Here is an 18,900-nt window from a genome sequence, read left to right on the forward strand (position 1 = left end):
AACGAGGTGTTTTATAATCGGGTGCTTTCGTCTTTACGCGTGCGTCCCAACAAACTTAACGCAGCTTCACGAGCATCTTTTCCACAATACAGAACTTGCCAAAGCTGTTCGGTAATCGGCATTTCAACACCATGACGTTGCGCTAACGCCAGCACTTCCTTGGTGTTACGGTATCCTTCCACAACCTGACCAATCTTATCCTGCGCATCCTGCACACCCATTCCCTGCCCCAGCATCATGCCGAACCGTCGGTTGCGGGATTGATTATCCGTACATGTCAGAACCAGATCGCCTAATCCGGCCATCCCCATAAAGGTGGAGGGATCGGCGCCCAGTGCAACGCCCAGCCGGGTCATCTCAGCCAAACCACGGGTGATCAACGCCGTGCGGGCGTTGGCGCCAAAACCAATGCCGTCAGACATACCCGCGCCAATGGCAATCACGTTTTTCACCGCGCCGCCAAGCTGTACCCCGATAAAATCAGGGTTGCGGTATACCCGGAAGCTTTTACCACAGTGCAACAGACGCTGAAGATCGTCCGCAAAATCGCTGTCCGTCGATGCCAGAGCAATCGCCGTTGGTAACCCTGCCGCCAGTTCTTTCGCAAAAGTCGGGCCGGATACCACTGCGAGCGGAATTTGCTCACCTAATGCTTCGCGCGCCACATCCTGTAGCAAACGCCCGGTTTCCGCCTCCAGCCCCTTGGTTGCCCATACCATTCGAGCATCCGCACGCAGATGAGGCTTGATTTGACGTAGCACATCGCCAAAAACATGACTGGGCACCACCACCAGCACATTTCTGCTCGCGGCTAATGCCCGCGCCAGATCGGTTTCCAGTTCCAGCGTGTCGGGAAAAGGGACATCAGGCAGGAATGCCTGATTACAACGAGCGGCCTGTAACGCCTGAATGTGCTCGGGGCTATGTCCCCAGAGCACAACGCGATGACCGTTGCGCGCCAGCGTAATGGCTAGCGCGGTGCCGTATGAACCGGCACCGACGACTGTCATGGAAGCGTCAGAGGCTTTCATCAGGCATCCTGCTGTGCTGCAGCGCCTTCACCGTCGGCCTGCTGCTGCAGATAATTCATAAACAGCGCATCAAAGTTTACCGGCGCCAGATTCAACTGCGGGAACGTACCGCGGGAAACCAGGCTGGTAATGCACTCACGCGCATAAGGGAACAGGATGTTCGGACAATAAGCGCCCAGACAGTGCGCCAACTGAGTGCCTTCGATACCGCCAACGGTGAAAATCCCCCCCTGCTGAACTTCACACAGAAATGCCGTTTCTTCACCCAGAGAAGCCGTTACCGTTACGCGCAGTACAACTTCATAAATGTCTTCCGCCAGCTGGCTGGAGGCCGTATCCAGATCCAGTTTTACTTCCGGTTGCCATTCCTGCTGGAATACCTGAGGCGCATTCGGCGCTTCAAAAGAGATATCCTTGGTATAGATACGCTGGATTTGGAAAGACATTTCAGTGTTGTTTTGTTCAGACATGTTAAATAATACCTTTTGTTAGATTTACGTGACGTCTTCCATCGTCGCTGAAGGAACAGACGCCAGCACATTACATCATCTTATTCCCGTCACCTTTCGGTCACGGCGAATGGTTGATTTGCCCGATTTCCGCGAACCTTTTATTTTCCACGGACCAAAGGCAGATTTTCACCGCTCCAGCCCGCAAGGCCGTCTTTCAGCACGACTACACGCTCAAATCCGGCTTTCAGCAGGTTGTCCGCCGCTTCGCGCGAAGACAGACCATTGGCGCAGACCACGATAACCGGCTGAGATTTATGTTTTTCCAACTCGCCTACGCTGCCATTTTTAATGTCATTAGGTAACAGGTTAAATGCGTTGGCAATATGACCACGGCGGTAATCGTCACGATTACGAATATCGACAACCACGGCATCTTCTTTGTTGATCAGTTGGATCGCTTCGCCGCGAACCACATCCTTCACTTTAGACAGTTTACTCTTCACAGTAAGCACGATGACGGCAACCAGCAGGGCAACCCAGGCCACGCTCAATATAGGGTGCTTGCTAATGAATGGCATAATCTCTTGCATGGGGTGTAACGACTCCCGAATCAGTTAAGCGATAAAAATATAAGGTTCCTGAGTATACCTGCGTGATACGGCAATTACAGCCAGTAAGCCAAGATAGCGTACTGAATCTGCGGCGCGGTACAAAAAATTTCCAGGAGAAATTTTTAACGTCGCACCAGCGACGGCCCGTCAAGGGTGGCCGCCAGGGATGGCTGGCCATAAAAAATTTCCAGGAGAAATTTTTAACGTCGCGTCAGCGACGGCCCGTCAAGGGTGGCCGCCAGGGATGGCGGCAACAAAAAATCACTGCGCAGATTATGTAATTCGACCATTCTATGCGTATACGTTCCCATTTATCTATTATTGATGCACCTGTAGCGCCAATTCCGTGTCACTCTTGTCACGTCTGGAAATAGAAATCCGGCAAGAGACAACTGGTAAGCCGCTGTTCATCGTGGAATAATCCATCGTTATGAGTAAAAAAGCGTTATCTGTTCAGTTAAGAGTGGCATGTAGCGCCCGTGGCTGTTTTTCTGCGTTACAAAAGCTGTTCACCCGATGCGCCAGCGCGCTTTGCGTCGGCGTTTTGCTGTTTTCCGGCTTCAGCCACAGTGCAGACAATCAACAGCAGCTCAAAACGTTGCAACAGGATATCGCCGAGAAAGAAAAACGGGTTCAACTACAGCAAAAACAGCGCGGCGCATTAGTCCAGCAATTGAAAAAGCAGGAACAGTCCATCGCGCAATCAAGCCGCCAGTTGCATGAAATACGCAATACCCTGTCCACATTAGGTACAGAACTGAGCGCACTGAACACGTCCATCGCCAAATTACAGACGCAGCAGAACACGCAGCAGAGTATTCTTTCCCGCCAGCTTGATACGGCATTCCGTCAGGGCCAGCATAGCGCGTTGCAGCTTATTCTGAGCGGCGAAGAAAGCCAGCGCAGTGAGCGTATTCTGGCCTATTTCGGCTACCTGAACGAAGCGCGTCAGAAATCCATCCAGGAATTACAGCAAACGCGTACCGAGCTTGCCAGTCAGAGAAAATTGCTGGAGCAAAAACAGGCGCAGCAAAAAACGCTGCTGAGCAATCAGCAACAGCAGCAACAGCAGTTGGAGCAAGCGCAGTCCGAACGGAAGAAAACCCTCTCGACGCTTGAAAGTTCGCTGGAAAAAGATCAACAGCAGCTAACGGAACTCCGCCAGAACGAAGCCCGCCTGCGCGATCAAATCGCCCGTGCAGAACGCGAAGCCAAAGCAAGAGCCGAGCGGGAAGCCCGTGAAGCGGCCAAGGTGCGAGAAAAAGAAGAACAGGCCAAACGTAGCGGCGGCAGCTATAAACCGACAGAAAACGAACGCTCGCTTATGGCGCGCACCGGCGGCCTCGGTCGCCCATCGGCTCAGGCGTTCTGGCCTGTGCGCGGACGGATTGAACATCGTTTTGGCGAACCGCTGCAAGGCGAACTACGCTGGAAAGGGTTGGTGATCGCCGCACCGGAAGGTACTGAAGTCAAAGCCATTGCCGACGGCAACGTCCTGATGGCCGACTGGCTGCAAGGCTATGGTCTGGTCGTGGTCGTTCAACACGGCAAAGGCGATATGAGTCTGTACGGCTATAACCAAAGCGCGCTGGTATCCGTTGGCGCACAGGTGAAAGCCGGTCAACCTATTGCCTTGGTAGGAACCAGCGGCGGTCAAAGCCAGCCTGCGCTTTACTTTGAAATTCGTCGCCAGGGTCAGGCGGTTAATCCACAACCTTGGCTGGGAAGGTAGTCTTGTCTTATTTGAAACCGAAATATCTTTACGCGCTTGGTCTGTTGACACTCACCCCTTTTGCACTTGCCGGGAAACTGTCCATTGTTATCGATGACTTCGGTTATCGCCCTCATAATGAAAATCAGATTCTGGCGATGCCGACAGCCATTTCGATCGCCGTTTTACCCAATGCGCCTTATGCCCGGGAAATGGCTATCAAGGCACACCATCAGGGACGTGAGGTTCTGATTCATCTTCCCATGGCCCCCATAAGCAAACAGCCATTGGAACGCGATACGCTGCGTCCGGATATGAGCAGCGAAGAGATCCAGCGTATTATCCGCCAGTCGGTCAACAATGTGCCTTACGCGGTAGGATTGAATAACCATATGGGCAGCGCAATGACCTCCAGCCTGTCAGGGATGCAGAAAGTGATGCAGTCTCTCAGCGCTTACCAGCTCTATTTTCTAGACAGCATGACGATCGGCAGCAGCAAAGCCAGTCAGGCGGCTGTCGGAACAGGCGTCAAAGTCATCAAACGAAAAGTGTTTCTGGATGACTCGCAAAATGAAGCCGATATTCGCCAACAGTTCAACCGAGCCGTGCAGATAGCGAGACGCAGCGGTTCCGCTATCGCCATTGGTCACCCACATCCGTCCACTATCCGGGTGTTACAACAGATGCTGCCCACGCTGGAGTCGGATATCGTGTTGGTGCGTCCCAGTCAGTTGCTGAACGAACCGACCCAACATTATGAGCCGCTGCCTCCGTCAAAGACGCCGAAACCGCTTAAACCACGTAACCCGTTCCGGGGAATACCGCAATGTCTGGCGAAACGGCCGCCGGAGCCCGTGAAAAATGATGTCATCTTCAAGCTGGTCAGCAGCAGTATCCGCGACAGCGCCGCCGTTACGTTCATCAAACGTCGCTGGCAAACCTGGGTTACTCCGGCGGACACCTATGAGAAAAAACAGCCGTGATCTTCAGAGAGACCCTATCCCTTTTATCGCGTAAATCCGATAGGCGGGGATAGGGAGAAGACGTCAGATCTCATCCCAACTGAGGATAACTTTACCCGACTGGCCGGATCGCATGGCATCGAATCCTTCCTGGAAGTCATCAATGGGGAAACGGTGAGTGATGATCGGTGAAAGATCCAGCCCAGACTGAATCAACGCCGACATTTTGTACCAGGTTTCAAACATTTCCCGCCCATAGATCCCCTTGATGAATAACCCTTTAAAAATCACCGCTCCCCAGTCAATCGACATGGGTTCAGGCGGAATGCCCAATATGGCAATCCGTCCGCCGTGATTCATGAACTGCAACATGGTGCGAAACGCCGGCGGTGCGCCCGACATTTCAAGCCCGACATCGAAGCCTTCGGACATTCGCAGCTCAATCATGACCTCCGCCAGATTTTCATGTGCCATGTTGACCGCCCGCGATACTCCCATTTTACGGGCCAACGCCAGACGGTACTCATTGACATCCGTAATCACCACATTGCGGGCACCCACGTGGCGGCACACCGCCGCCGCCATAATTCCGATTGGCCCGGCGCCGGTAATCAGCACATCCTCACCGACCAAATCAAACGACAAAGCGGTATGCACCGCATTCCCGAACGGATCAAAGATCGCCGCCAGTTCATCGGAAATGTTGTCGGGAATATGGAAAGCGTTATCGGCGGGAATCACCAGATATTCGGCAAACGAACCGGGACGATTGACGCCGACGCCAATGGCATTGCGGCACAGATGGCGGCGGCCGGCCCGACAATTGCGACAGTATCCACAAGTAATATGGCCTTCACCGGATACGCGGTCACCAATTCTGAACCCGCTGACCTCCTGACCAATAGCCACGATTTCACCCACGTATTCATGCCCGACAACCATCGGAACAGGAATGGTTTTCTGCGACCATTCATCCCAGTTGTAGATATGCACATCCGTGCCACAGATAGCGCTCTTGCGGATTTTGATCATGATGTCGTTATGACCCATCTCCGGCAGAGGCGCATCGGTCATCCAAATCCCTTTTTCCGCTCGTAATTTGGCCAGTGCTTTCATCATCACTCCTTCAGGCAATCACCCCCAGACGCCGCCCCACCCGGATAAAGGCATCGACAGCTTGCTGAACCTGCTGTGGCGTATGCGCGGCGGACATCTGGGTACGAATACGGGCCTGACCGCTGGGGACGACCGGATAAAAGAATCCCGTCACATAGACCCCTTCACGCTGCAACGCCCGGGCAAAATCCTGCGCCAGTTGAGCCTCACCGAGCATAACGGGGATAATGGCATGGTCGGCGCCAGCCAGCGTAAATCCGGCCTTGCCCATCTGTTCGCGGAACTGACGGGCATTCGCCCACAGGCGCTGACGCAGCGCATCCCCCTGCGCCAATAGCTCAATCACCTTAAGCGAGGCGGTAACAATCGACGGAGCCAGAGAATTGGAAAAAAGATAAGGTCGCGAGCGCTGACGCAACCATTCAATTACCTCGCGTCGCCCGGCGGTATAACCACCAGAGGCGCCGCCCAACGCTTTGCCCAATGTTCCGGTAATGATGTCGATACGCTCCATCACGGCGCAATACTCGTGCGTTCCTCTCCCCTGCGCACCAACAAAACCGACCGCATGCGAATCATCCACCATGACCAGCGCATCGTAGCGATCGGCCAGATCGCAAATCCCCTGTAAATCGGCGATCACGCCATCCATCGAGAAGACGCCATCAGTGGCGATCATGATATGGCGCGCACCTTCCGCTCTGGCCTGCTGAAGCTGGGCTTCCAACTGATTCATATCGTTGTTGGCATAGCGATAACGCCGGGCTTTGGAAAGCCGAATACCGTCGATGATCGAAGCATGATTCAACGCATCGGATACAATCGCGTCCTCCGGCCCCATTAGCGTTTCGAACAAGCCGCCGTTGGCATCAAAGCAGGAGGAGTAAAGTATCGCGTCATCCATGCCCAAAAAATCCGCCAGCGTTTGTTCCAGCTGTTTGTGAATATCCTGCGTACCACAAATGAAACGAACCGACGCCATACCGAAGCCATGGCTGTCCAGCCCCGATTTCGCCGCCGCAATCACTTCCGGGTTATCAGCCAACCCAAGATAATTGTTGGCGCAGAAATTAAGCAGCTTATCGCTGTCCGCGACATCAATTTCAGCCTGCTGTGCGGAGGTAATAAGACGCTCTTCCTTGAAAAGCCCTTCCGTACGGGCAGACAGAATCTGTGTGCTGAGTTGTTGATAAAATGCGGCGGGCATAAGCGATTTCTCCGGTGAAAAGGATGTCCATACAAATTAATAAGCTAGCGGAAGTCGGCAGGAATGAGCGGTAAAGAATCTGAAAATGTAATCTGCATCACGCCCCGCGTACATTGTCTGATACCAGTCACAGACGCAGAATTTGGGGATAAAGCAACACCGGGCTGCTTGCCGTAAAATGAAATGCTATTATAGCGGTTATGAACAGCGTGGGGCGTGGTGCCTCACCGGCAAGATTAACAAGGGTAGATCCCATGATTATCGTTACTGGCGGTGCCGGTTTCATCGGCAGCAATATCGTAAAAGCTCTGAATGACATTGGCTATCGGGACATTTTGGTGGTCGATAACCTGAAAGACGGGACGAAATTCGTCAACCTGGTGGATCTGGACATCACCGATTACATGGATAAAGAAGACTTCATTGCCAGTATCGTTGCCGGTGACGATCTGGGCGATATCGATGCCGTGTTCCATGAAGGCGCCTGCTCATCCACCACCGAGTGGGACGGCAAATATATGATGGACAATAACTATCAATATTCCAAAGATGTCCTGCACTATTGCCTCGATCGCAGCATTCCTTTCCTGTACGCCTCTTCCGCCGCCACTTATGGCGGACGCAACGATAACTTCATCGAAGCGCGTCAGTACGAGCAGCCGCTGAACGTCTATGGCTACTCCAAGTTCCTGTTCGATCAATACGTGCGCGAAATCTTGCCGCATGCAGAATCGCAAATCTGCGGCTTCCGTTACTTCAACGTCTATGGCCCGCGCGAAGGCCATAAAGGCAGCATGGCGAGCGTCGCATTTCACCTGAATAACCAGATTAATCAGGGTGAAAATCCCAAGCTGTTCTCCGGCAGTGAAAACTTTAAACGCGATTTCATTTATGTCGGTGACGTCGCCGCGGTCAATCTGTGGTTCTGGCAAAACGGCGCCTCCGGTATTTTCAACTGCGGCACGGGCCGTGCGGAATCTTTCCAGGCCGTAGCCGATGCGACGCTGGCCTTCCATAAAAAAGGCAGCGTGGAATACATCGAATTCCCGGAAAAACTGAAAGGACGCTATCAGGCTTATACTCAGGCTGACCTGACCCATCTTCGCGCAGCAGGCTACGACAAGCCGTTTAAAACCGTTGCCGAAGGTGTTGCAGAATATATGGCCTGGTTGAACCGTACCGTTTAATCGGACAAGGAACGGATAAACGGTATGAAAACACTATCATGAAAATCGTGGTCATCGGCCCTTCATGGGTAGGCGATATGATGATGTCGCACAGCCTGTATCGCACGCTGAAGGCTGAACATCCGGAAGCGGTCATTGACGTGATGGCGCCGGCCTGGTGCCGTCCGCTGCTGGCCCGTATGCCAGAAGTCAATCAGGCGCTGGCCATGCCGCTGGGACATGGCGCGCTGGCGTTAGGTGAACGCCGCCGCCTCGGCCTCTCACTGCGTGATGCCCATTACGATCGCGCTTACGTGTTGCCCAACTCGTTTAAATCCGCGCTGGTGCCTTTTTTCGCCAATATTCCACAACGCACCGGGTGGCGCGGAGAAATGCGCTATGGCCTGCTGAACGATCTTCGGGTACTGGATAAAACCGCCTTCCCGTTGATGGTGCAGCGTTATGTTGCGCTGGCTTACGATCGCCACCGTATCCGTCGCGCGCAGGATCTGCCGCAACCCTTATTGTGGCCGCAGCTACAGGTGAGTCAGGCAGAGATCACCGACATGAAGTTGACCTTCAACCTGTCTGACGGACGTCCGCTGATTGGCTTTTGTCCCGGTGCAGAATTCGGCCCGGCCAAACGCTGGCCGCATTATCATTATGCCGCGCTGGCACAATCGCTGATTGAAAGAGGCTATCAGGTTGCCTTGTTCGGTTCGGCCAAGGATCGCCTGGCAGGTGACGATATTCTTCAGGCGTTGACGGAAAACGCGCGACAATATTGCGCGAATCTGGCAGGGCAAACCTCGCTGGCGCAGGCGGTCGTGCTCATCGCGGCCTGCGGCGCCGTCGTCAGTAATGATTCCGGGTTGATGCACGTCGCTGCGGCACTTAATCGTCCGTTAGTTGCCCTTTACGGACCAAGCAGTCCGGACTTTACCCCGCCCTTGTCGAATCAGGCGGAAGTCATTCGTTTGATTACCGGCTACCACCGCGTGCGTAAGGGAGACGCGGAGCAGGGATACCACCAAAGTTTGATCGACATTCAGCCCGAGCGTGTTCTCACCGCGCTGGAAAAATACCTGACGGCGCCGGGAGAAAACGCATGAGGGTGTTGATCATCAAAACCTCTTCCATGGGCGACGTACTTCACACATTACCTGCCCTGACGGATGCCATGCACACCATACCCGGCATTCAGTTTGATTGGGTTGTGGAGGAAGGATTTGCACAAATCCCAGGCTGGCATCCAGCAGTGTCACGCGTCATCTCGGTGGCTATCCGCCGTTGGAGAAAAAGCTGGTTCAGCCAGCAAACACGTCAGGAACGTGCGCATTTCAAGCAGCAACTGCGTGAATATCACTATGATGCGGTGATTGACGCTCAGGGACTGATCAAAAGCGCGGCGTTGGTGACACGACTTGCCCGCGGAAAAAAACACGGTCAGGATTGTAAAAGTGCCCGTGAGCCATTGGCGAGCTGGTTCTATAACTATCGCCACGCCATCAGCCGCCAACAACATGCGGTCGAGCGCGTTCGAGAACTCTTCGCTGCCAGTCTGCACTACAGGAAACCGGCTGAACGCGGTGATTATGCGATTGCCGCCCGCTTTCTTTCCCGGTTACCCGCGGATACCAATCAATATCTGGTTTTTCTCCACGCCACAACCCGGGATGAAAAACACTGGCCGGAATCTCACTGGCATGAACTGATTGCCCTGCTGCAACCCAGCGGACTCAAGATCAAGTTGCCCTGGGGCACGGAGCATGAACATCAGCGGGCCGAACGTCTGGCGGAAGGTTTTCCCCACGTCGAGGTATTACCGCGTTTAACGCTACAGCAGGTCGCGGAGGTGCTGGCTGGCGCAAAAGCCGTCGTTTCCGTCGATACGGGGCTGAGCCACTTAACTGCCGCGCTGGACCGCCCCAATCTCACCCTGTATGGCCCTACCGATCCGGGGTTAATTGGTGGCTATGGGTTAAATCAGGTGGTGGAACTGTCTGAAAATCGGCAAATGGCTGCGATTACCGCCGGGGAAGTCCGTCGGAAATTGGATCAAATGATAGAATTAACGGCATCAGGCGAGTAATCCTGCTCTCCCACTATTTGAATAAACGCATGATCAATGAATTAAGATACGATCTGGAAAAACCTTCCGGCATAAGTACGCTCGCATTTTATGCCATTTTCCCCGGCTGTTTACTGACGTTAGGTGTTATGCCATTTAGTACCATTATTGCCGGATGGATTTTTTATTTAACCGGATCGCTGTCGGTTTTTTACGTGATGACGCACCTGAAAACCATCATGACGGCAAAACGACTACTGGCGATCCCACTGTGTCTGCTGGTTCTTGGCCTGAGCAATCTTATCTGGTATCACCAATACTACCTGCCCGACAACCTCTTCCCTGATGTCTACAACGCTTATCAGACTTCTGCCCACGCCTGCATTCTGGGGGCTTTCATCTTGCTGACGACGCTGCATATCACCCAGGAAAGGCAAAAATTTCTGCTTCCCTGCATTATGGCGGTCTGCGCCCTGATGCTGGGCTATGCCTTTTATCAGTCCTTATTTGGCGGTATGCGTCGTGTAGGGCTGGTATTTGGCCCGGCAACCAGCGCCGCCTATTTCATGACGTTCGTTGGCGCACTCAGCGCACAGGCGTTGCTCAAGCTCAACTCACGTTATAAATATTATCTCTATCTGGCACATTTCTTACTGGTCACCATTGCGATCATTTTGACAGAAACGCGAGCGGCCATTTTCGTCTATCCGATTGTCGGCGCCATGATCCTGTTATCCGAAGTCCGGCATGATAAGCGCCTGCTCGTCAAAGCGTTCCTGGGCTCCGTCATGACGATCCTGCTGTGTTCGGTACTTTTTCACGACACGATCCACAAACGAACCAACGACCTGCTGAACGATATACGCAGCTACAGCATGAACAACAGCAGGACATCGGTTGGGGCGCGTATCGCCATGTACCAATCGGGCATTGAAGCGGGCGAAGAGGCCCTGCTTGGACAATCCGCCGAGCAGCGTTCAGTACGAATTACCGCGCTGGCGGAGCAAAACCCCGGCTTAAGCGGCGCGTTGGCATTCCTGAACGTCCATCTTCACAACGAAGTGATTGATGCGTTTTCACTCAAAGGATTGCCGGGAGCCCTGCTCCTGGTGGCGTTATATGCGGCGCTGCTCTATTTCTCGTTTTTCATTCTACGCAGTCATCTATCGGTCGCGCTCCTCTTTGCCCTGATGATGTATGGGCTCAGCGACGTCATTCTGTATTCACGAGATATGCTCATGGCCTGGCTCATGGCATTCTGCCTCGGCACAACATTGACCGGCAGATGGTTGAAGCGGTAACGATAATATACGCCAGCGTCTTAATCATCAGATGACGGGTATACTCTTAATTATCGCTGTGAGAGCATAGCGGGTTTTAGTACCATAGCGGTATGAAATGGCACGCCGCATACCGTGTGCGAATTGCCGATAGATAACAGAGTACGACCCGCAGTCCATTGGTAGCTGTTGAGCCAAGGGCGGTAGCGTTCTGTCGTTTAAAGAAAGAAGGAAAGCGAGTGAGTCAAAAAGTCCTTCCCTATCATCGGATTTTGGTCGTGAAACTGCGCTTTCACGGCGATATGCTTCTTACCACGCCGCTCATCAGCACATTAAAATTCCATTATCCCGATGCGAAGATCGATGTCCTGTTGTATGAAGACACTCGCCCCATTCTGTCGAAAAATCCGGATATTCATTGTCTCTATGGCCTGAAAAGAAAAACGGCCACCGGGTTGGAAAAAATCAAAGATTTCCTTTCGATACGGAAAATCCTTCAGCAGAACCATTACGATCTGATCATCAACCTGGCCGACCAGTGGCCCGTGGCGCTGTTAATCAAATCACTGGGCAGTAAAAGCATTGCTATAGACCGTGGTCATCACCATAAAGGAAGGTGGTGGCGTTCGTTATTCAGTGAGTGTGTACGCCCACAGGGCGAACATATCATCGAACAAAACCGTTCGATGCTCTCGCCGCTAGGCCTGCCTGCAACGCAACAAAAAGACCGCATGTCGCTTTATTACGGCCAGGAAGATGCAGAACACATTTTCGCTTCACACCCCCATCTTCTGGCACAGCCATATGTCGTGATTCAGCCTACGGCCAGACAACTTTTCAAATGCTGGGATAACGACAAGTTTTCCCATGTTGTTGATCATCTGAAACAAAAGGGATTAGAAGTCGTATTGACCTGTGGCCCCTCACAGAGCGATCTCGACATTGTCCACGACATTCATGCCCAGTGCGAACACAAACCGGATATCACTTTCGCAGGCAAAACCCGTTTTCTGGAACTGGCTGCGTTAATCGACAAAGCGGTGCTTTATATTGGTGTCGATTCCGCCCCGATGCACATGGCCGCCGCGCTGAACACGCCTGCCGTATGCCTGTTTGGCCCTACAGACCATAAGAAATGGCGGCCCTGGTCTGATAACAGTATCGTTATCTGGGCGGGGGACTATCAGACAATGCCGGAGAGACGGCATCTCGATAGAAACCAGAAATATCTCTCCTGTATTCCCGCTCAGGACGTGATTCAGGCAGCGGAGACCCTGCTGGTTGACCACGACAGTTGCCCGCCACTCTCTGACGGGAAATAAGGAACCGCCGATGAACATTGCCCTCTGCCTGTATAAATACTTTCCCTTTGGCGGACTACAGCGCGACTTTTTCAGTATTGCCCAAGCCTGTGTAAAGCTGGGGCATCATGTCCGCGTTTATGTGTTGTCATGGCAAGGCGAAAAGCCGGATAACCTTGAGATTATTCTCGTACCGGTATCCGGCATAAGTAATCATATCCGTAACCAACGTTATGCCGAATGGGTTCAACGCCACCTTCAACAACATCCTGTCGATCGCGTTGTCGGCTTTAATAAAATGCCGGGACTGGATTTTTACTATGCGGCCGATGTTTGCTACGCAGAGAAAGTCGAGCAGGAAAAAGGATTTTTTTACCGCCTGACGCCTCGCTACAAGCACTATGCCGCCTTTGAAAACGCGGTATTCGAGCGCAGCAGTCACACCAAAATGCTGATGCTGACGCAGCGCCAGATTGCGGATTTCAAAAAACATTACGGCACACAAGACGAACGCTTTTTCATTCTGCCCCCGGGCATCGACCTCAACAGAAAATACGATCGTCAGGCTCCCGGGGTCCGACAGACATTTCGTCATGCGCAAGGCATTGACGAAAACGCCATCGTCCTGCTTCAGGTTGGCTCTGATTTTAAACGCAAAGGCGTTGAGCGCAGCATTCGGGCCATCGCCAGCCTGCCAGATACGCTGCGCCAGAAGCTGATTTTTCTGGTTGTCGGGCAGGATAAACCCGAACGTTACCAGTCACTGGCCAGCCAGTCGGGCGTTGGGGAAAATATACGCTTTTTCTCGGGACGAGATGACATTCCAGACTTCATGGCCGCCGCCGATCTACTGATACATCCGGCCTATCAGGAAGCCGCTGGTATTGTGCTGCTTGAAGCGATTACCGCCGGATTACCGGTCATAGTCACCGATGTGTGCGGTTATGCCTTCTATATCGACAAGGCGCAGGCAGGGTGTGTAATCCCCTCGCCGTACCATCAGGCGTTGTTGAATACGGCCTTGCTAGACGCTCTGAGTCAGCCGGACACATTACCGCGCTGGTCGGAAAACGCCCGACATTTCGCCGATAGCGAAGATTTATACAGCCTGCCGGAGAAAGCAGCGATGCTGATTTCCAGCGGTGATGAGTGAATAAACAGCATGATTGAACTAAAAGAGCCTTTTGCGTCGCTATGGAAAGATCGCGATCCATTTGAAGAAGTCAAAAAACTGGATGGTGACGTTTTCCGGGCGCTGGAAAGCCGTAAAACGCTGCGTTTCACGCTGGCCGGACGTTCCTGGTTCATCAAAATACATCGTGGCACCGCATTGAAAGAAGCGCTGAAAAACCTGCTTTCACTGCGCCTTCCCGTACTGGGCGCCGATCGTGAATGGTATGCCATTCACCGCCTGCAATCCCTCGGCGTAGACACCATGACCGGAGCCGGATTTGGGCAACGCGGGCTGAACCCATTGCAGCGCGAGTCGTTCATTATCACCGAAGATCTGAGCCCGACGATTAGTCTGGAAGACTATTGCGCCACCTGGCTGGAAAAACCGCCATCGGTGAAAGAGAAACGGCGCCTTATTCAACGGGTCGCGGAAATGGTCAGAAAGATGCATGCTGGCGGGGTGAACCACCGGGACTGCTATATTTGCCACTTCCTGCTTCATCTTCCTTACCAGCCCACGGATACCCAACTGAAAATTTCGGTGATTGATTTACATCGATCTCAGATAAGGAAAAAGGTTCCTACCCGCTGGCGTAATAAAGATCTTATTGGTTTGTATTTTTCGTCGCTTGATATCGGGTTGACGCAAACGGATATTCTTTATTTCCTGAAAATTTATTTTCATCAACCGTTAAAAAGGATATTAGAAAATGAAAAAAAACTGCTTAATGAAGCAAAAATAAAAGCTGATAAAATAAAGCGTAGAACTGTCAGAAAATCTTTATAATACATTCTTAAAAAGATAACATAATGAATAATGAAGAACCAATACATATTGCATACTGTACAGATGCTAACTATCTTGAGTATGTTGCAACGTCTATTATATCAATTATTCTAAACAATTTAAATAACCACATCCAATTCCATATTTTCCTTTCTGATGTAGAAATTGAAGATTATAATAAAATAAAAAAAATAAATGGCAATATAAAATATTATACTCTAGATGGAAACGAATTAGATAAATACAATGATAACTTTTCCATCAAGCATTTAAATAGATCAATCTATTTAAGGTTGCTTGTTCCTCGTTTATTACGTAGTGAAGTGAAAAAATTAATATACTTGGATGCTGATACATTATGTTTTTCTGATATTTCAGAAATAAATGATATTGATATTAGTAATGTCGTTTGCGCAGCTTGTTCCGATAGTATATCGGAACAGGATACCAGAAATAGTGCTCGATTAAATCTCATCAATTCAATCTACTTCAACTCAGGTTTTTTATATATAAATATAGATAACTGGATTAAGTATGATGTGGAAAAAAAGGTCAATAAACTCATTAATAGTAGTGAAAAAAAATTTCTTTATCCCGATCAGGATGCGCTAAATATTGTGCTCAATGAAAATATTGTTCTTATAAATAAGAAATGGAATTTTTTATTTAACTGGATGAATGATATTCAAAAAGAAAATTACTTCTTAGATAAAAAAAATCTACCCCATATAATTCACTTTACTGGCGGAAGAAAACCATGGTTTAAAGAACACACCGGTTTATCCCAAAACCTATATATTTTTTACAAGCACTTTACCCCATGGGCACAAGTGCCTCTAAAAAGCTATAAAAATAAAATGCGTAGTACGGATTATAGAGTATATGCCAAGATAGAATTCAAAAAGGGAAATTATATAAAATCATTTCTATTTTTCGTTAACTACTTACAATTAAAGTTAAAAAATAAAAAAACACACCAATGAGTCATTAAAAAATGAAAAGAACCACAACTCACTTAATTAATGAAATATATAAGGCATTTTATCGTATTACACATTCTAAACGCTATAAACATAATAGAAAACGGTGGCCTCATGTAAAAATAACAAGAGGTGAGCATGGCGACATCACATTCTTTAATTATAAAGGAAAGCCATTCCCTATAGTTCCTTTATCTATATTAAAGGGGCAATTTGATAAAAAAATTTTGCTAGTGGCGTCAGGGCCATCAGTCAATGAAATACCTTTTATCAAGGAGAAAAATCCGCCAGCGATGGGTGTTAATGGTGCGTACTCAATAAAAGATAAAGTTGATTTTAGCTTCTATATAATTACTGACATTAATTTTTTTGACCAACGACCTGAAATTATCAAAAATATTATATCGGATAAAGAAATATTACTATTCTTACAACCTGATGGTTTAGTAAACATAATAGAAAAATTTGGTTTAGATACTATTTCATGTAAAGTAGCACTTATTGAAGATGCATATAAAAGAACCTACGAACCAAAATTCTCAATTGAAGAAATAAAAAATAATAATCAAAGATCTAAAAGCATTTATTTCTATGATAAAAAAGATGAATCAGAAGAGGACATTGCTTTTGAAAAAAATATCTCTAATGGTGTTTTTCCTGGTAAAACGGTAGTTTATTGGGCATTGCAAGTTATTATATATATGGGCTTCAAGGATATATACATTGCCGGGCTTGACATGAATAACTTTGATAAACCACGGTTTTATGAAAGTGAAAAAGACAAGGTTTATTCACAACTTGAAATGAATTTTGAAAAAAACATATTACCATCATTTATTCATATGAGTGATATAGCAAATAAAAATAAAATAAGAATAACTAATTTGTCTATGAATAGCGCTATACCCGAGAAAGTTTTTAAAAAGGCTGATTACATTTCCACGTTATAAAATTATGACCAATAGTTCATAAAAAGAGGTGAAATCATATGAGAGTATTATTTTCTGATTGGTTTGCTGATTATGAAATTCTCATGATAAATGCAATAAAAGATACATTTGAAATCGATTCAATCATTCTAACAAAAGGATTCAAAAGCAAATTAATTCTTTTATTTTCGAGTAAGATAATTTTTCAGTTTCTTGTTAAACTATATTTTAAGAGGAAGTTTAAAAAAAATGACATCATCATTTTTAATGAATCGAGATATCATAAATACGCTGATATTATAAAACTCATTGAATGCAGGAAAATTTTATTATTAAGAAATATTGTATCTTATAATAAAAAGTTCAACATTGATGATGCTAAATACATTTTTGATAAAATCTATTCTTTCGATGAGAAAGATTGCAATAAATATAATTTAAATATATTAAATCAAATTTTCCCCTTTAGAATAGATCAGGCAAATGACTTCTTAAAGACAAACAACAGAGAAGAAAAATTTGATGTATATTATTTAGGAAAAGAAAAGGAACGAGGAGAAAAAATAAATAATACATATGACTCATTGAAAAAATTAGGGTTAAGTTTAAATTTCTTAGTTTTCGCTGAACATGGGAAAGAAAATAAAAGGTATAATTATATTAGAGAATCAATATCTTACATAGATAATTTGGTGAATGTGATTAATTCTAAAGCCATATTAGAAATAAACATAGAAGATCAGTCAGGTTTGACACTACGAACCCTTGAAGCAATTTTCTTCAACAAAAAACTAATTACCAACAACACTGATATTATAAATTATGATTTTTACTCCCCGGATAGATTCTTTATATTAGGCATTAACGACTTGAATTATATAAATGGATTTCTAGAAAAAAAAACTGAAGAAGTAAATCAAAAAATTTTGATAAAATACTCTCCTGAATTTATATTCAAAAACGTAATCATCTGTTAATCATATTATTTTTAAGTATATACTAGTGATACAAAAATCGCAGATTCACCGAAGTCCCGAAGTCCCGATCATTTTCAAGTGCTCAAATCCGCATCGTGATATTTTATTGGATATAATATCATTATAAAAATATAATATTATGAAATAAGGAATATTAATTATGCTTCCTTTAGTATCTATATACATATCGACATATAATAGGGCTGAAAAATTAAACAGAGCCATTAGATCTGTTATTAACCAAGATTATAAGAATATAGAAATTATTGTTTGCGATGATTGTTCAAAAGATGAAACCGCAGATATTGTAAAAAAACTCGCTCATGAAGATGCAAGAATAAAATACTTAAAAACAGATAAAAACAGCGGACCATCGGTAACAAGAAATTTAGGTATATTCAGCGCAAAAGGAGAATATATAACAGGTCTTGATGATGACGACGAATTCACTGTAGATAGAATATCATATTTCCTTGCAAACTGGGATGATAAATACTCTTTTATTTGTTGTAATTTTCTTGAGAATTATGGAAACAAAAGAAATTCATATTTTCAAGATAATAACACCACTGAAAAAATAGACACTTTCGAATTACTATTTAATAATATCGCTTCTAATCAAGTTTTCACAAAAACAGAAAGAATGAAGGCTATTGGTGGATTTGATGAAGAATGTCATACTATTGAAGATTGGGACTTTTGGTTAAGGTTATCAAATCATTACGGAGTAGCAATTCGTTTTCCTAAAATGACGTATATTATGAATCATGACCATGACAGTTTATATAGAGTAAGCAAAAGTTATCCATTTCATCTTGCTTATAAAGAGTTTATATATAGAAATCAAGAAATTTATAAAAACCACATGAAAGATAAATTTCATTTATTTATAAAGTATCTGAATTTGCTAGCTTTGAAAGAGAAAGATGAAAAAACATCTATAGAGAAACTTCATCAATCTCTTTTGAAAAAGAAGCTTAGATTTCAACGTATATTAGATGCTAATTATAAAATAAATAAAAATTTTTTCTTAAATTAAAAAACTTATTTTACACAAAATTATTTTATTATAACCTATTCCTTAATAAGCTTTCTATTATCATAGATATACCCGTAATCGTTGAAGATTCTTGATTTTATGTATCG

The 18,900-nt window shown here is 47.2% G+C and carries 18 protein-coding genes; 13 read left to right on the plus strand and 5 right to left on the minus strand.

Annotated elements, in window-relative coordinates; all coding sequences use genetic code 11:
- Nucleotides 1-11: 11 nt before the first annotated feature.
- From gpsA to B4923_RS10365, 3 genes are all read right to left on the minus strand, one after another.
- Nucleotides 12-1,031, minus strand: a complete 1,020-nt coding sequence (gene gpsA, locus B4923_RS10355; RefSeq protein ID WP_109054289.1) for an NAD(P)H-dependent glycerol-3-phosphate dehydrogenase — start codon at nucleotides 1,029-1,031, stop codon at nucleotides 12-14.
- Nucleotides 1,031-1,501, minus strand: coding sequence for a protein-export chaperone SecB (gene secB, locus B4923_RS10360; protein ID WP_109054290.1), 471 nt, complete (start codon nucleotides 1,499-1,501; stop codon nucleotides 1,031-1,033). Before secB ends, gpsA begins: the two co-directional genes overlap by 1 nt.
- A 140-nt stretch (nucleotides 1,502-1,641) precedes the next feature.
- Nucleotides 1,642-2,073: a rhodanese-like domain-containing protein gene (locus B4923_RS10365; protein ID WP_109054291.1), complete on the minus strand. Its 432-nt coding sequence runs from the start codon at nucleotides 2,071-2,073 to the stop codon at nucleotides 1,642-1,644.
- Between the two features lie 451 nt (nucleotides 2,074-2,524).
- On the opposite strand from B4923_RS10365, the gene envC reads away from it, so the two are divergent.
- Complete coding sequence (envC, locus tag B4923_RS10375; RefSeq protein WP_109054293.1) at nucleotides 2,525-3,826, plus strand: murein hydrolase activator EnvC; 1,302 nt, start codon at nucleotides 2,525-2,527, stop codon at nucleotides 3,824-3,826.
- Between the two features lie 2 nt (nucleotides 3,827-3,828).
- Nucleotides 3,829-4,788, plus strand: coding sequence for a divergent polysaccharide deacetylase family protein (locus B4923_RS10380; RefSeq protein WP_109054294.1), 960 nt, complete (start codon nucleotides 3,829-3,831; stop codon nucleotides 4,786-4,788).
- A gap of 63 nt (nucleotides 4,789-4,851) precedes the next feature.
- On the opposite strand, the gene tdh is transcribed toward B4923_RS10380, so the two are convergent.
- Nucleotides 4,852-5,883, minus strand: coding sequence for an L-threonine 3-dehydrogenase (gene tdh, locus B4923_RS10385; RefSeq protein ID WP_109054295.1), 1,032 nt, complete (start codon nucleotides 5,881-5,883; stop codon nucleotides 4,852-4,854).
- Between the two features lie 10 nt (nucleotides 5,884-5,893).
- Complete coding sequence (locus tag B4923_RS10390; RefSeq protein ID WP_109054296.1) at nucleotides 5,894-7,090, minus strand: glycine C-acetyltransferase; 1,197 nt, start codon at nucleotides 7,088-7,090, stop codon at nucleotides 5,894-5,896.
- A gap of 254 nt (nucleotides 7,091-7,344) precedes the next feature.
- On the opposite strand from B4923_RS10390, the gene rfaD reads away from it, so the two are divergent.
- The 11 genes from rfaD to B4923_RS10445 all read left to right on the plus strand — a co-directional run bounded on the left by rfaD (nucleotide 7,345) and on the right by B4923_RS10445 (nucleotide 18,793).
- On the plus strand, nucleotides 7,345-8,277 hold the full coding sequence (rfaD, locus tag B4923_RS10395) for an ADP-glyceromanno-heptose 6-epimerase (RefSeq protein WP_109054297.1): 933 nt from the start codon (nucleotides 7,345-7,347) through the stop codon (nucleotides 8,275-8,277).
- 38 nt (nucleotides 8,278-8,315) lie between these two features.
- Nucleotides 8,316-9,368, plus strand: a complete 1,053-nt coding sequence (gene rfaF, locus B4923_RS10400) for an ADP-heptose--LPS heptosyltransferase RfaF (RefSeq protein ID WP_109054298.1) — start codon at nucleotides 8,316-8,318, stop codon at nucleotides 9,366-9,368.
- Nucleotides 9,365-10,348, plus strand: a complete 984-nt coding sequence (gene rfaC / locus B4923_RS10405; protein WP_109054299.1) for a lipopolysaccharide heptosyltransferase RfaC — start codon at nucleotides 9,365-9,367, stop codon at nucleotides 10,346-10,348. The genes rfaF and rfaC overlap by 4 nt, the downstream gene beginning before the upstream one ends.
- 29 nt (nucleotides 10,349-10,377) lie before the next feature.
- Nucleotides 10,378-11,628: an O-antigen ligase family protein gene (locus tag B4923_RS10410; RefSeq protein ID WP_109054300.1), complete on the plus strand. Its 1,251-nt coding sequence runs from the start codon at nucleotides 10,378-10,380 to the stop codon at nucleotides 11,626-11,628.
- 218 nt (nucleotides 11,629-11,846) lie between these two features.
- On the plus strand, nucleotides 11,847-12,929 hold the full coding sequence (gene rfaQ, locus B4923_RS10415; protein WP_109054301.1) for a lipopolysaccharide core heptosyltransferase RfaQ: 1,083 nt from the start codon (nucleotides 11,847-11,849) through the stop codon (nucleotides 12,927-12,929).
- A 10-nt stretch (nucleotides 12,930-12,939) separates the two neighbouring features.
- Nucleotides 12,940-14,061: a glycosyltransferase family 4 protein gene (locus B4923_RS10420; protein ID WP_109054302.1), complete on the plus strand. Its 1,122-nt coding sequence runs from the start codon at nucleotides 12,940-12,942 to the stop codon at nucleotides 14,059-14,061.
- A 9-nt stretch (nucleotides 14,062-14,070) separates the two neighbouring features.
- Nucleotides 14,071-14,868, plus strand: coding sequence for a lipopolysaccharide core heptose(I) kinase RfaP (rfaP, locus tag B4923_RS10425; RefSeq protein ID WP_109054303.1), 798 nt, complete (start codon nucleotides 14,071-14,073; stop codon nucleotides 14,866-14,868).
- Nucleotides 14,869-14,891: 23 nt separating this feature from the next.
- Nucleotides 14,892-15,851 carry a glycosyltransferase family 8 protein gene (locus tag B4923_RS10430; protein WP_109054304.1) on the plus strand — a complete coding sequence of 320 codons (960 nt, stop codon included), beginning with the start codon at nucleotides 14,892-14,894 and terminating at the stop codon, nucleotides 15,849-15,851.
- Nucleotides 15,852-15,862: 11 nt separating this feature from the next.
- Nucleotides 15,863-16,798 (plus strand): sugar glycosyltransferase, encoded by a 936-nt coding sequence (locus B4923_RS10435; RefSeq protein WP_109054305.1) that lies wholly within the window; start codon nucleotides 15,863-15,865, stop codon nucleotides 16,796-16,798.
- Nucleotides 16,799-16,836: 38 nt separating this feature from the next.
- Nucleotides 16,837-17,754, plus strand: a complete 918-nt coding sequence (locus tag B4923_RS10440; RefSeq protein WP_109054306.1) for a WaaS/CpsH family glycosyltransferase — start codon at nucleotides 16,837-16,839, stop codon at nucleotides 17,752-17,754.
- 160 nt (nucleotides 17,755-17,914) lie between these two features.
- A complete protein-coding gene (locus B4923_RS10445) occupies nucleotides 17,915-18,793 on the plus strand; it encodes a glycosyltransferase (RefSeq protein ID WP_109054307.1) in 879 nt (292 codons plus the stop codon).
- The last annotated feature ends 107 nt before the right edge of the window (nucleotides 18,794-18,900 follow it).

Source organism: Brenneria roseae subsp. americana, from assembly GCF_003115815.1.
Lineage (GTDB): Bacteria > Pseudomonadota > Gammaproteobacteria > Enterobacterales > Enterobacteriaceae > Brenneria > Brenneria roseae.

What these genes read in the sequence shown, in the direction of transcription:
- B4923_RS10440 (WP_109054306.1), top strand. Translation starts at nt 16,837, where the DNA reads ATGAGAGTATTATTTTCTGATTGGTTTGCTGATTATGAAATTCTCATG.
- B4923_RS10435 (WP_109054305.1), top strand. Translation starts at nt 15,863, where the DNA reads ATGAAAAGAACCACAACTCACTTAATTAATGAAATATATAAGGCATTT.
- gpsA (WP_109054289.1), bottom strand. Translation starts at nt 1,031, where the DNA reads ATGAAAGCCTCTGACGCTTCCATGACAGTCGTCGGTGCCGGTTCATAC.
- rfaD (WP_109054297.1), top strand. Translation starts at nt 7,345, where the DNA reads ATGATTATCGTTACTGGCGGTGCCGGTTTCATCGGCAGCAATATCGTA.
- envC (WP_109054293.1), top strand. Translation starts at nt 2,525, where the DNA reads ATGAGTAAAAAAGCGTTATCTGTTCAGTTAAGAGTGGCATGTAGCGCC.
- B4923_RS10410 (WP_109054300.1), top strand. Translation starts at nt 10,378, where the DNA reads ATGATCAATGAATTAAGATACGATCTGGAAAAACCTTCCGGCATAAGT.
- rfaC (WP_109054299.1), top strand. Translation starts at nt 9,365, where the DNA reads ATGAGGGTGTTGATCATCAAAACCTCTTCCATGGGCGACGTACTTCAC.
- secB (WP_109054290.1), bottom strand. Translation starts at nt 1,501, where the DNA reads ATGTCTGAACAAAACAACACTGAAATGTCTTTCCAAATCCAGCGTATC.
- B4923_RS10430 (WP_109054304.1), top strand. Translation starts at nt 14,892, where the DNA reads ATGAATAATGAAGAACCAATACATATTGCATACTGTACAGATGCTAAC.
- B4923_RS10365 (WP_109054291.1), bottom strand. Translation starts at nt 2,073, where the DNA reads ATGCAAGAGATTATGCCATTCATTAGCAAGCACCCTATATTGAGCGTG.
- rfaF (WP_109054298.1), top strand. Translation starts at nt 8,316, where the DNA reads ATGAAAATCGTGGTCATCGGCCCTTCATGGGTAGGCGATATGATGATG.
- B4923_RS10420 (WP_109054302.1), top strand. Translation starts at nt 12,940, where the DNA reads ATGAACATTGCCCTCTGCCTGTATAAATACTTTCCCTTTGGCGGACTA.
- B4923_RS10445 (WP_109054307.1), top strand. Translation starts at nt 17,915, where the DNA reads ATGCTTCCTTTAGTATCTATATACATATCGACATATAATAGGGCTGAA.
- tdh (WP_109054295.1), bottom strand. Translation starts at nt 5,883, where the DNA reads ATGAAAGCACTGGCCAAATTACGAGCGGAAAAAGGGATTTGGATGACC.
- B4923_RS10390 (WP_109054296.1), bottom strand. Translation starts at nt 7,090, where the DNA reads ATGCCCGCCGCATTTTATCAACAACTCAGCACACAGATTCTGTCTGCC.
- rfaP (WP_109054303.1), top strand. Translation starts at nt 14,071, where the DNA reads ATGATTGAACTAAAAGAGCCTTTTGCGTCGCTATGGAAAGATCGCGAT.